Below are 13,074 nucleotides of genomic sequence, written 5' to 3'. Positions count from 1 at the left end.
GATGCCGCAGGCGTCGAGCCCGGAACTCCTGGCGTGTCGGAACGAGCCCGTCCGCTCCGGCCATGCCGAACCGTGCCGGCGCGTCTGCGGAAAAATGGTCGCAAAATGTCCCGCTCCAGCCTTGCCAAGCGGTCTCCGAGCCGTTAGTCAGGGGCCCTTCGCGAGGCCTGCCGGCGTTTGCCGCTCCGGCCTTCCGGGATCCGGCCCCTGGCCCGGAGCCTGCCAAATGCGAAAAACGCGCCCGTAGCTCAGCTGGATAGAGCATCAGACTACGAATCTGAGGGTCGGACGTTCGAATCGTTCCGGGCGCGCCATTTGCCGATGATCCACACCACGTTCAGTTCGCACGACCATCGCTTCCGATCGATGCGTCGATCGGCGGATCTCGGGTGCGCAGGAGAACAATCGTGAGTCGCTTCTGGTCAGAGCTCGTTCATGGGCTGTCGCCCTATGTGCCCGGCGAGCAGCCGCAGATCCCGGGCCTGGTCAAGCTCAACACCAATGAGAGCCCGTTCGGTCCCTCGCCCAAGGCGATCGAGGCCATAAGGGCCGCCGCCGCCGACACCTTGCGGCTCTATCCGGATCCGCAGGCAACGCGGCTGCGCGAGGTGCTCGCGGCCTATCACAAGGTCTCACCCGAGCAGGTGTTCGTCGGCAACGGTTCGGACGAGGTGCTCGCGCATGCCTTCGCGGCGCTCCTGAAGCAACCCGCGCCGCTGCTGTTCCCCGACGTGACCTACAGCTTCTATCCCGTGTATTGTCGCCTGCTCGGCATCGACTACACGACCGTTCCGCTCAATGCCGAGATGCGCGTGCGTATCGACGATTATGTCGGTCGCCCCGGCCCGGTGATCATCGCCAATCCGAACGCACCGACGGGCATCGCGCTGCCGAGCGCCGAGATCGCGCGACTCGCGGCGGCGCGTCGCGACGCGGCCGTCGTCATCGACGAGGCCTATGTCGATTTCGGCGCCGAGACCGCGATTCCCTTGATCCGTGACTACCCCAACCTGCTGGTGGTGCAGACGATGTCGAAATCGCGCGCGCTCGCAGGACTCCGCGTCGGCTACGCGATCGGCGATGCCGCGCTGATCGAAGGCCTGACGCGGGTCAAGGACAGCTTCAACTCCTACCCGCTCGGCCGGCCCGCCCAGGCCGGCGCGATCGCCGCGATCGAGGATGAGGCGCACTTCCAGCAGGCGCGCTCGGTCATCATGAAGAACCGCGCCGACCTCACCGCCGCGCTGGTTCGTCTCGGCTTCGAGGTGCTGCCGTCCAGCGCCAATTTCGTCTTCGCCCGGCATCCTGACCATTCCGGCCAGGCGCTGTCCGCAGCCTTGCGCCAGCGCGCAGTGCTCGTCCGCCATTTCACCGCCCCGCAGATCGCGGACTATCTGCGCATCACGATCGGCTCGGAGACGGAGCTTGCGCGGCTGACGGACGCGCTGCGCGAGGTGCTGGCGAAGAACGGTTGAGGGCCGTGGCTGAGACGACGATCGGTCGGAGCGGATCCGCCACGGCCGGCACACTCTGCGACGTCTGGATGCCCTTGCTCCAAGACATCAGGCCCGAAGCGCGCGCAATCTCCAGCAGCCGGGACACCTGCACGTGAATGTCCGCCGTCACGTCGCGGTCGAGCCTGTCGCGCCAGCGCGCAGGAATGGCCGCCAGCGCGCGTTCCTCGACATCGGGCGCGTCATGCGGAGCCTGCTCACACATAGTCGACGCTCACGTGGTAGTCGCCGCCGATCACGAGGTATTCGCCTTCGCCCTTCAGCGCATGTGACGACAGCAGGCCGTTGAAGAACACGATCTTGCTGACGGGAATCCTCGCGGTGAGAATCATGTCGCCGAAGCAGCCCGCAGTGTCGCGGTCGGAGGAGAACGAGACGAGGTTGTTGAGCCGGACCACCGCCTCGCGCCGTGTCGTTTGCTCCACGATCCAATGCTCGTCGAACGAATTGACGCCGCGATGCAGCGTCAGATGCGTCTCGTCCGGAAAGGCGAAGCGGCGGATCGCCCATTGGCAGAATTCGAACAGCAGATCGAGTTGCACCCAGATTGCATTGTTGTGGAAGCGGCTCGACATCTTCTCCTGGACATAGGTCGTCCAGGCCCGGCTTGCCACGCGTTCGATGATCTCCTTGTGGTAGGACGGACCGAGGCCGAACCGGCTCTCGACCCAGCCCTTGAGCACGGCGCCTTCCGGGCCGTTGCTGTCGAAGCCCCAGCCCTGGATCAGCCGCAGGAAGGACGAGCGGAAACGCCGCTGGCCGCCGGACGTCGTGGCGCGTTGCTCAGGATCGAGGCCGAACATCGCCATCATGTAGGTGGTGAAGGCTTCGCCGGCTTCGGCGAGATGTTCGGCCTGATCGAGCATCGTGAACAGGCTGGGGTTCATCTCCGTGACGCCCCAGATGTGCAGCGGCACCGCGCTGTCGTTGAAGGCACAGCTCGCCAGCCACGCGGAGGGACGCCCGACGAGATTGGTCGAATGGCCGATGCCGCGGTGGGCGCGCTGTGCTGCGTCGTTCATGGCCGGCATGATGCCGTGTGGCAGGCCGAGAGCGCAATCCTCGTGGAGTCGTCGAGGAGCATCAGCCAGATGACCAGCAATCCGCCGGCCAAACCGACCACGGGCAGGACCGCATAGCGCCCGAGTTGCAGGATGCAGATGAGAACCAGGCGCTTCATTCACACGCCCGAGACGCCGTCCTCCGGCCGCACCAGCTTGATGTCCTGCGCTGCGGCCCACGACCAGATGTCCTGGCGCTTCAGCGCGGTTGCCATCAACTCCGGAAACTGGTGCGGCGTGCAGGCGAACACCGGGCAGCCGAGCGAGGCCAGGATTGCGGCATGCTTGCCGTCATAGGCCGGACGGCCGTCGTCGTTGAGCGCCAGCAGCACGATCAGGTTCACGCCCGACGAGACCAGCGCCTTGGCGCGGGCCAGCATCTGCTCGGCGATGCCGCCCTCGATGAGATCGCTGATCAGCACCATGTGCGTCCGCGCCGGCTCGCGGACCAGGCGCTCGCAATAGGCCAGCGCCTGGTTGATGTCGGTGCCGCCGCCGAGCTGCACCGAGAACAGCACCTCGACCGGATCGGCCAGCTCCTCGGTGAGGTCGATGATGTTGGTGTCGAACACCACGAGCTTCATCGCGATCGCCGGGATCGAGGCCAGCACCGCGGCGAAGATCGAGGAGTAGACGACGGAGGTGCCCATCGAGCCCGACTGGTCGACGCAGAGGATCACCTCCTCCAGATTGGTCCGGCGCGCGGCGCGCGCGTGCCCGATCAATGTCTCCGGCACGATGGTGCGATGCTCGGCCTGCCAGTGGCGCAGATTCCTGCCGATCGTGCGCGGCCAGTCGATGTCGCCGGCGCGCGGCCGGCGGGTGCGGCGGCGGCGGTCGACCGCGCCCCGGATCGTCTCGGTGGTGCGGGCGTCGAGCTTTTCCATCAGCTCCTTCACCACCTTGGCGACGACCTGGCGCGCCGTCGCCTTGGTCTTCTCCGGCATCACCGCGCGCAGCGCCATCAGGTCGGCGACGAGATGCACGTCGGCTTCGAGGGCGGCGAGGAACTCCGGCTGCAGCAGCATCTCCTTCAGGCCGAGCCGCTCGAACGCGTCCTTCTGGATCACCTGCACGACCGGCGCGGGAAAGAACTCCCTGATGTCGCCGAGCCAGCTCGCCACGCGCGGCGCCGAGCCGCCGAGGCCGCCACGTCGGCCCCCGCCGCGCTTGCCGCCGGAGCCGGCGTCATAGAGTCCGGCCAGCGCCGCATCGAGCCGCCGATCGCGATCGGACAGGCCGGCCTGGTCGTCGCCGCCGAGCACGAGGCGCCAGCGGCGGTTGCGCTCGGCAGCAGCGTCGTCGCTCATCGATTAGCCTCCTTGATCGGCCGGTCGGCGCCCAGGATGGTCAACAGCAAGGGCAGAGCCGCATCGAAGCCGGCAGCGCTGGCCGACAGCGCTGCGAGCGGCTGCAGCGGACTCGCATCTGAAGTGGAAGCGACGGCCAGCGGCCGCTGCCTGGCCAGCTCGTCGAGCAGGCGCCGCCGCTCGTTGCGGTCGAAGCTCGCGAAGGCACGGCGCATCACCGGCAGCAGGTTGTTGAACGCCTCGTCGTCGATCGCAGCCAGCCAGCCGTCGATGATCCGGCGCAGCATCTGGTCGTGCAGCAGCACCTGGCCGCTCTGGCCGAGAAACCCGTCGAGCCAGTCGCCGGCCTCCAGGGTCGGCACGCTGTGGGAGAGCGCGCGCGACAGTGCCAGCGCGGCCTGCTCCGGTGAGACGATGCCCTGATCGTACAGCAGGCGGCCCGCCAGGCCCTTCACCAGCGGATGCGCTGCCGCATCGGCGGCGACATGCAGCAGCGCGCGGCTCCAGCCGTCGCGCAGGCCGCGATCCTCGATCAGCCCGATCGCGACGTCGAGCCGCGCCAGCCTGCCGCGCAGATCGGCGGCGACGTCGGCTTGCAGGTTGCGGCAGGCATAGACGAGGCCGGCACAGATCGCCTCGACGAGGCTGGTCACCAGCAGGCGCAGCGCCTCGGTCGGCAGCGCCCGCGCGGTGCCGTAGCGCAGGATTTCGGCGAGCGGCGGCACGGCCTCGGTGAGGTCGGCAACGTCGCTGGTCGCAGCCGAGCGCTGTTGCAGCAGCGCGATCGTCGCCTCGGCCGCCTCGCTCAGACCCGCTTCGAGACAGCCGCGCACGAGGCCCGCGACGGCGTTCAACGAGGTCGCCGCCTGTGCGTGGGTGACGGCGGCGTTGCCTGCGGCCTGCGCGACGGTCGTGCCGTGCACCAGCGCCTCGACCAGACGAACCGAGAATTCCGGCTCCCAGCGCAGCCGCCAGTTCTCGCGAAAGGTGCCGCGGCTCTGTCCCGATCCCTGCAACCGTCCCCACGGCACCTGGACTAGCGCGAGGCGATGCAGGAGCTGCGACTTGGCAAGCCCTGCCTCACTGCGCAGGTCGAGCGCGATGTCGGTGTCGAGCGCCTCGGGCTTAAGCTTCAGCTTGCGCTGCCAGCGCGCGAGGTCGGCGGCGAGCGGCATCTGCGGCACGCTGTCGTCGATCTCGCCGACACGTTGCCCGATGATGAGCTGCTGCTCGATCAGGCGGAACGGCGCCGTCTCGCCTTCGCAAAGCGTGGCAAGGCTCGCCTCGCGCATCTCGGCCAGTCCCGGCAAAGCGACGTCGCGCAACGCGGCCAGCGTGATCGCCAGCCGCGACGCCTCGATCACGGAGGCCGTCGATGCCGGCCGGCCATTCCGGCGCAACAGTTCGGCGACGCGCGCCTGCCAGCGGGTCGTGAAGCCGGTAGCGTCGAGCGCGGCGACCTGACCGTGCTGCAATCCTTGCCAGAGATGCGCGTACCAGCCGGGCGAGATCACGCCGGCGCCATAGCCGGAGCTCGCGGCGAGCCGCGTCTCGGTCCAGGGCACCCACGTCGCGGTCACCTTGATCTGCGGCAATCCCTTCAGCAATGCGCGATCATCCTTCAGCGCGACCTTCTTGCGCAGCGCCGGCACGTGCCAGGCGCCGCAGATAACGGCGACCGTGCCGTCCTGCGCGCTCAGCGCCGCTGCGATTTCCAGGCGCATGTGCGCTTCGCGGCGCAGCTCGCGCTGGGCTTCATCGGCCGGCTGATAGGGCAGGGGATCGATCGTCTCGCGCAACGCCGCGATGGCCGCTTCCAGCGCCGCAAAGATCTCCGGTCCATGCGTGCCCTGCTCGACGATCGCGTTCCACCAGGACTCGCTGTCGTCATAGCCGGCGAGCGTCGCGAGATAGGCCAAAGGATCGCGCCGGATCTGTGCCAGCTCCGGATCGGTGGCCTCGGGCTGCTCCTGCGCAGCCGCGTTGGCGTCCTCCGGCGTGGCCTTGCCTTCATCGCTCTCCGGCTTCGCCGCCTTGGCCCGTTCGGCCAGCCGATGCGATGCCGGCAGATCGATGAAGCGGACCGGTCGCTGCTTCGCCAGCGCCCAGCGGATCGCCTGCCATTCCGGCGAGAACACCGCGAACGGAAAGAAGCTGGCGTTGCTCGCATCGTCCTGCGCATGCACCAGCAAGGCGATGGGCGGCACCATCGCCGGCGATGCGGCGAAGGAGATCAGCTCATCGGCATCCGGCGGACCCTCGATCAGCACGACCGCCGGATCGGCGGCGTCGAGCGCCGCCAGCACCGCGCGCGCCGAGCCCGGCCCGTGATGACGGATGCCGAGCAGGTGCAGGCGATCGGACGAAGCTGCGGCCACGTCACATCACTTCGCGGATCGCGCCGTAGAGATCGGCCCATGGCTTGCGCTCGCGCACCACGGTTTCAAGATATTCCTGCAGCACGACCTTGTCCTGCACCGGATCCTTGACGATGGCGCCGACGAGGTTCGCCGCCATGCTCTGTGCGTCGATCACGCCGGAGCCGAAATGGCCGGCCTCCGCCCAGGCGCCGATCGTCACCGCGATGGCCTCCGCCGTCGACAGCGAGCCGGATGGTGACTTCAGCTTCAGCCGGCCGTCGAGCGTCTGGCCGTCACGCAGCTCGCGGAACACGGTGACGATGCGCATGATCTCCTGGTCGGCGGGCGCGATCTTCGGCAGCTCGAGGCCGCCACCGATTTCGCCGACCCGCTTGGTGACGATCTTCACCTCCTCATCGAGGTCGGCCGGCAGCGGCAGCACCACGACGTTGAAGCGCCGCTTCAGCGCCGAGGACAATTCATTGACGCCCTTGTCGCGCGCATTCGCCGTCGCGATCATGTTGAAGCCGCGCCGGGCGTGCACGGCGTCGTTGATCTCCGCGATCGGCATCAGCTTCTCCGACAGCACCGTGATCAGCGTGTCCTGCACGTCCGACGGCATGCGCGTCAGCTCCTCGAAGCGCACGATCCGTCCCGCCTCCATCGCGCGCATCAAGGGCGTCGCCACCATGGCTTCGCGCGACGGGCCCTTGGCGAGCAGCAACGCGTAGTTCCAGCCGTAGCGGATCTGGTTCTCGTCGGTGCCGGCGGTGCATTGCACGATCAGCTCGGACGAGCCGGAGATCGCGGCGGCGAGATGTTCGGAGACCCACGACTTCGCGGTGCCGGGCACGCCCAGGATCAGCAGCGCGCGATCGGTCGCGAGCGTCGCCACGGCGGTCTCGATCAGCCGGCGGTTGCCGATATATTTCGGCGTGATCTCGACCCCCGATTTGGTGCGGCCGCCCATCAGATAGGTCACGACCGCCTGCGGCGACAGCCGCCACTGTGCCGGCCGCGCCCGCGTGTCCTCTTGCGCCAGCGCCTCGAGCTCGTGGGCATGCAATGCTTCCGCGGAGCGGCGCAACTGGCCGTCGGTCGGGCTCGCATCGGCATTTGTCATGGGTGTGCTCCGGACATTTTGATTGCGCGTTACGTCGGCAACGCGAGAACGAGGTCGGCGAAATCCTTGGCCGCCCGCGCGGTGGCGGGGGACAGCGGGGTGAGCGTGGCGATGAAGGCGGGCATCGTCGCGCGCGGCATCAGCGCAGCCATCAGCACCAGCCGGCCGTCGTCCTTCTGCGCCGCCGGCGTCGTCGCGTCGGCGAGGTCCTGGATCGTCTTCTGCCAGACCGGCGACACAAGCACGCGTTCGGCAACCTGCGCTGCGAGCGGCTGGCGGGCCTTCGCCGCGAGCGACATCAGCGCATATCCGTGCAGCGCGTCACCGCCGCAGAGGCGCGCGCCGATGATGCGTAGCACGGTGTCGTCGTCGCCCTCGGCGGCGGCGGCATCCATCAACAGCATGAGCACGCGATGCTCGGATGGCGGCAGCGCCGCGATCAGCGCCTCGGGCGACACGCCGACCGCCGCGGCGAGAGCGGTCAGCTGCAGCCCGCCGAACAGCCGCTCGCGCAACGCCTCGGCCTCCTGCCATTTCAGGCCGTCGGCCGGCAGCTTGAAGGTCACTGTCGACGCCGAGCCGAGGCCGATCTTGGCGAGGAACGAGCCCGCGCGCTGGAAGCACTGAGCGGCCTCGCTCAGCCGGGTGCCGCGCTCGGCGCGTTCGGCGATCCGCGTGAGGAGCTGTGCGGCGATCTGCTTGATGCTGTCGGCGCGATCGGCGCTCAGGCTCTCCAGAAACGGCTGGTCATCGGGGCCGAGGCCGACCATCAGCGCATCGAGCAGCGCAGCGCGGACCGGCGCGGGCTCGCTCTTCCACACCGATTCGATCAGCGCGCGGCCGTCGGCGGGATTGTTGCGGCGCTGCTCCGCGACGAAGGCGCGCCGCTGCGCCTTCGGGAAGGTGGTCCAGTTCTCCAGGGTGATGCGTTCGAAGAACAGGCCCTTCGTCGCGTCGTCATCGGCGTCGGAGGCGATCAGCGCCAGATAGGCGCGCTCGGCGAGGCCCTGGTCCTCGGCGTTGGCCTTGATGTGCGGCACGAGATCCGGCAGATCGAACGGATGCGGCCGGCAGCCCGCGGCCTGGATACGGCGCAGCGCGAGCGGCAACGCGCTCGGCGCGAGCGACTTCTCGACGCTGCGCGCCAGGGCCTTGAGCGCGCGCCGCGCCGGTTCGGGCAGGATGGGCCGCGCGTCCTGGTGCAGCCGCAGGGCGGCATCAGGGACGGGATCGGCGACAGGCGCCGTCGCGCCGGCGAAGCGCTGCCATTGTGCGGCCAGCGCCAGCAGGGGCAGCGCCGGCTCGCGCCCCTGCGGCAATAGTTCGGCCAGCGCAGGCGGCGTTGCCAAGGGCTGCCGCGCCAGGCCAAGCAGGAAGGATTGGCGCAGGCGGGCATGGCTCTGGGGATCGATCGCGCTCGCCATCGTCAGCCCTCGTAATGCCAGCGGCCGAGCGCCGTTTCGGCGGCGAGCACCTGCGCACTGCGGCCGTCCCACAGACACAGCAGCGACAGGTCGTCGAGGCCGAGCAGCGGGGTCAGCTGGTCGAACTGGCTGCGTTCCACCGCGATCGCATCTCCGGCCTTGTCGGTGATGGCGAGCGCGCCCTTGCCGGCGGTGTGGAGCGTGACGCCCGCAAGCAGCAGCGGCCAGCGATCGAGCCACGGCAGGGCGGCGAGCCGCGCGGTGTAGTCCTGCAGCGCTGGTGCGAGCCCCGGCAGCGGCCGCGGCCAGGTCGCGGTCGCCGCCGTCTTGCGGCTCGCCAGCAGCCCGCGCAACGGCGCGGCGGACGGATAGAACACGACCTCGCCGTCGATGATCTCTCCCGGAGCGAAAGGAAATCCGGCGCCGCCGCCGGACACCGGCACGAAATCGACCAGCACCGCGGCGCGCGGCTGGCTGAGGTCATCGCTCGTGTTGACGAGCCATGTCTCGAGCCTGCGCAGCTTGTCCGGCTGCACCTCGGACAGGTTGGCGGCAACGATCCACACGCTGCTTGCGCGCGGCGCCGCGGCGTCCGCCAGCAGCTCCTCGCGGCGCAGCGACCAGCCGACCGCGCGTCGGACATCCTCGCGCAGCGGCGCCGGCAGGCGGTCCTGATGCCGGTAGGCCGAGGCGATCAAGGTCATCGTGCCGAGCTGCTCGATGGCGAGATCGGCGCGGCGATCCTCGCGGACACGAAACAGTTCGGACGAGAGCTGATCGAGCCGCGCAGCGAGGCCGCCGGCCTTGGCATCGACCAGCCGTGTCGACAGCGTGCGCGCGGCGGATGCGGCGCGGGTAGCGAAATCGGCAAGCCCCTGGTTGAGCTGATCCGCGATCCAGCGCTCCAGTTCGTCGAGCCCGGCGAGGATCGCGGCCTCGCGCTCGGCCCTGATGCGCTGGCGTTGCGCCTCGGCGCGCGCGGCAGCCTTTGGATCGGCGGGAGCAATCGTCGCGGTCTCTGCCAGCGCAGCATCGAGCGAAGGCGGCGCGCCCGCATCATCGCCCTCCGGCTTCGGCTTGCCCGGCGCGCGGCCGCTCGAGCCGCGCCGCCGCGCGCTCCAGTCGTCGACCCATTGCGGCGGGCTGGTGGTCTCGAACCGCTCCGGCTTGTCGACCCGCAGCCACAGCACCGCCAGCACATGTTTGCAGGGAAACTTGCGGCTGGGGCAGGTGCATTTGTAGCCGCTGCCTTCGGCTGCCGTGACCACGCGATACGGTGTCGCGCCGGAGCCCTGGCATTCGCCCCACAGCACCTCGGCATCGCTGCTCGCGGCCAGCACCGGCCAGTTGGCGGGCTTCACCAGCTTCAGCGCTGCGGCGAGTGAGGCCTGATCAGGCGCCAGCCCTTCGATTCGTTCGCGTGTCAGAGACACCCACTCTCCCAACCGGCTGATCGCGCGATGCCGCACTCCCTAGCAGATGGTTGTGGAGCCGCACAACAATTCGAGCGCGCCGCCCGCCGATTTCCTTTCGCGTCGCACGGACTGGGCAAAGCGTGCAACGCTCGGCTTGTGACGCGCACGTCGGCGGAATTGCGCAATTTCCTGGGCGCGCATGCGGCGGACGTCGATGCTTCCGACGCTGTAGCTCAAACGGAACGACATCGCCGCTGCGCAGGCGAAACAGTTGGCGTGTGGAGGGCAGTAGCGCGCTGCCTGGCTCGTCGTCGTCCATCACGTCGAAGCCGGCTGTTCAAACGCGCGGGAATTGTTCCCGGTCATGCACTGATGAGATGCCCGGATCGTCTGCGTCGGACTGTAATCCTGCGGTAAGGCGCGTGACGCTAACTCCGAAGCGTCCTTACGACCGACATCACATCGGTTTCGCCATCGACAGCGGGTCATGATGAGCCAATGCTCGCCGTCTCTCGATGTGATGCCCGATCGGAAAGACATTGGAGCGGCATCGCAGCCCTGAAGCCCGACCAGATCAGGTCGGCTCCGTCCCGCCTGCGGCACCTTCCATCATGAGCTGGCGCCGCATGGCTTCGAACGTCGTCGGAGTCCAGTGAGTGGGCCGTTCGGTTTGTGTCCCAGCCCCACACGTCCGAACGGCCTGCCATGATGGACCTGGCGTCACGCTCGCGCTCACACTCTCGCTGCGCCGTTTGTAATGATGCTGTAAGCCGCAGCCACGAGTCTCCCGCAACGACGGCTGAGCCGATCGCAAGGAGAACCCAATGAAACGAATTTGCGCGCTCATGATCGGGGCCTCGACCATCGCGGGCACGATCGCCACGCCGGCCAACGCCGGCGGAAATCGCGGAGCGGCGGTCGCCGCCGGCGTCGTCGGCGGTCTGGCGATCGGAGCCCTGATCGGGTCTGCGGCAACCGCCCGTTCCGCACCGACCTATGTCTACAGCTACGAGGACTATCCGCCGCCCCGGGTCGTCTATCGTGGTCACCGCGTCTATGAGTATGACGCGGACTACGGCAACTATGGCGACGGCTATCTGTCCGGCTACCGCGACGGCTATTCCGACGGCTCCTGGGACAACGACTGAGACCGCCGCCCGAGCATACGATGCGAGGCCCCGCCGATGCGGGGCCTTGCTTTTTATCTGTATGCTCGGATCCGTTGACGCTGTTGCGCGTCCTTCGTTGCGTCAGCCCTATGGTTCGCTCGGCCGTGTCACCAGGAAGGCCACCACCGTTCGTGTGCAACCCGTCCAGCCGAGCAGCCGCGCCTGCACCGTGAACTCACGCCTGACGTAGTTGCCGGATCGGGCGGCCGCCGCTTCCGCGGCGCCGATACAATCCGCCTGGTCGCGAAAGCACAGCGAAATCCAGCCTTCGCTCCCAGAGTCCGCACCGGTCTTGTGGGCTGAGATGGGCAGACCGTAAGCGGGATGGTCAGCGCTGTAGAAGGCGGTCGCGAGCGCAAGGCTCTCGGTGCCGCCGACATGCGCGAGCGGTGTTCCTGTCAGATCCCGCCATAGCCGCGTCGCCTCCTGTGCAGTCTGCTGGTAGAAGGTGCGGCCTTCCTCATAGCCGTGCCGGTTGCGGTAGAAGGCGTGCAGCGGCGCCGCGACGATCGCGGCCAGGACGGCGATCCCGGCCGTCAGCACCGCGATGTTGACGGTGTGGAAGCGGGCAATCGGATAGCTTGCGCCGCAGACGACCACCACGACGAACAGGAACAGTCCCTGCAGCGCCCATAGCGATGGCAGGTCGGTCCCCATGATCAGCGCGTTGACGACGGGCAGGCCGACCGTGCCGATGGCGATGTACGACAACAGCCGGAGGCCGTCGTTCAGCGTGGTCATCTCCGTGGCGAAGGACCTGATCCTGGCGCCGGCGACGATCAGCCAGGTGACGGCTGGCACGGCCATCGCGGCTGCGAGCCCCAAGAGGAAGAACAGGGCATCCCGCGACGACGTTGCCAGGGTGGAGCGCGCGTGCATCAGCGCGTGCTGGATGGGCGCGGCGTCATGTCCGACCAGCCAGTCGAGATGCATCGACAGCGCGGCGAGGCCGGCGACCGTGGAGATCCATGGTGAAGCCGACGTGAAATAGGCGCGCCGCTGCGGATGCGCTATGGCGGCGAAGGCAAAACTCATCACCAGGAAGATCGAGTAGTACTTGCCGAGCACGGCGAGTGCGGTCGTCAGACCCGCGGCGGCAGCCCAGGACGTCGTTCGCGTTTCGAACGCGCGCAGGAAGCAGTAGGTGGCGAGCGGCCACGTCGCCAGCTGCACCGAGTTGGCGTTGAAGCGCTGCGCGTGAAACTGATAGGCCGGCGTCAGCATCAGCAGCAGCAGCACGATCACCCGCTTGTCGCCGCCGACGAAGCGGCGCGAGACGAGATCGACGAACCACAGCGCCAGCGCCGCATTGGTCATCGCCATCAGGTGGAACGACCAGTCGGAAAGCGGGAAGACGGCGGTCCAGGCGCCGGCGATCCAGCCCATCAGCGGCGGATGCTTGTCGTAGCCCCAGGCGAACGTCCGCCCGAACGTCCAGGTCTCGATCACGTCAGGATGCAGGCCGGCACCGGCATAGGCGATCGAAAGATAGACCGTCCACACGGCCACGAAGCACGCCAGCAGCAGCGGCACGGCCCAGCCGGCCTCGATGCCGTCCAGCCAGCGCAGGAATGGACGACGCCAGGCCGCCGGATGACAGTCCGACCGTTCGGCGACGGTCGAGAACGCAAAGTCATAGAACATGTCGATGTCGATCAATGATGAGGCAACGGATGTGACGCGCGATCGACGCCCCCG

Annotated in this window: 10 protein-coding genes and 1 tRNA gene; 3 read left to right on the top strand and 8 right to left on the bottom strand. The window is 68.3% G+C overall.

From position 1 onward, the window contains the following. Positions 1–237 precede the first annotated feature (237 nt). Together QW845_RS04550 and hisC are read left to right on the top strand one after the other, a co-directional pair. Positions 238–314 (top strand) — tRNA-Arg (locus tag QW845_RS04550). Between the two features lie 93 nt (positions 315–407). Continuing rightward, the gene (hisC, locus tag QW845_RS04545) at positions 408–1,475 is read left to right on the top strand and encodes a histidinol-phosphate transaminase (RefSeq protein WP_315800469.1); all 1,068 of its coding nucleotides are present in this window, start codon (positions 408–410) and stop codon (positions 1,473–1,475) included. A gap of 236 nt (positions 1,476–1,711) precedes the next feature. Here hisC and QW845_RS04540 read toward each other — a convergent pair whose 3' ends face one another. From QW845_RS04540 to QW845_RS04510, 7 genes are read right to left on the bottom strand one after another with little or no spacing between them, the layout of a single operon-like run. After that, positions 1,712–2,536 (bottom strand): NAD(+)--dinitrogen-reductase ADP-D-ribosyltransferase, encoded by an 825-nt coding sequence (locus QW845_RS04540; RefSeq protein WP_409997869.1) that lies wholly within the window; start codon positions 2,534–2,536, stop codon positions 1,712–1,714. After that, positions 2,533–2,694 (bottom strand): hypothetical protein, encoded by a 162-nt coding sequence (locus QW845_RS04535; protein WP_315800467.1) that lies wholly within the window; start codon positions 2,692–2,694, stop codon positions 2,533–2,535. The genes QW845_RS04540 and QW845_RS04535 overlap by 4 nt, the downstream gene beginning before the upstream one ends. Continuing rightward, positions 2,695–3,885 (bottom strand): VWA domain-containing protein, encoded by a 1,191-nt coding sequence (locus tag QW845_RS04530; protein ID WP_315800466.1) that lies wholly within the window; start codon positions 3,883–3,885, stop codon positions 2,695–2,697. Then, positions 3,882–6,263, bottom strand: coding sequence for a DUF5682 family protein (locus QW845_RS04525; protein ID WP_315800465.1), 2,382 nt, complete (start codon positions 6,261–6,263; stop codon positions 3,882–3,884). The genes QW845_RS04530 and QW845_RS04525 overlap by 4 nt, the downstream gene beginning before the upstream one ends. A 1-nt stretch (position 6,264) precedes the next feature. Further along, entirely contained in the window at positions 6,265–7,368 is a 1,104-nt protein-coding gene (locus QW845_RS04520; protein WP_315800464.1) for an AAA family ATPase, read from the bottom strand. 29 nt (positions 7,369–7,397) lie between these two features. Beyond that, entirely contained in the window at positions 7,398–8,792 is a 1,395-nt protein-coding gene (locus tag QW845_RS04515; protein WP_315800463.1) for a DUF5691 domain-containing protein, read from the bottom strand. Positions 8,793–8,794: 2 nt separating this feature from the next. Beyond that, positions 8,795–10,225: an SWIM zinc finger family protein gene (locus QW845_RS04510; protein ID WP_315800462.1), complete on the bottom strand. Its 1,431-nt coding sequence runs from the start codon at positions 10,223–10,225 to the stop codon at positions 8,795–8,797. An 806-nt stretch (positions 10,226–11,031) separates the two neighbouring features. Here QW845_RS04510 and QW845_RS04505 point away from each other — a divergent pair. Next, the gene (locus QW845_RS04505) at positions 11,032–11,355 is read left to right on the top strand and encodes a hypothetical protein (protein ID WP_315800461.1); all 324 of its coding nucleotides are present in this window, start codon (positions 11,032–11,034) and stop codon (positions 11,353–11,355) included. 108 nt (positions 11,356–11,463) lie between these two features. Here the strand turns inward: QW845_RS04505 and QW845_RS04500 are convergent, their stop codons facing one another. Continuing rightward, positions 11,464–13,020 (bottom strand): glycosyltransferase family 39 protein, encoded by a 1,557-nt coding sequence (locus QW845_RS04500; protein WP_315800460.1) that lies wholly within the window; start codon positions 13,018–13,020, stop codon positions 11,464–11,466. Positions 13,021–13,074: the final 54 nt, after the last annotated feature.

Origin of the sequence: Bradyrhizobium sp. SZCCHNS3002, from assembly GCF_032377435.1 — a bacterium.
Classification (GTDB): domain Bacteria; phylum Pseudomonadota; class Alphaproteobacteria; order Rhizobiales; family Xanthobacteraceae; genus Bradyrhizobium.
This window is presented reverse-complemented; position numbering and strand designations above follow the sequence as displayed.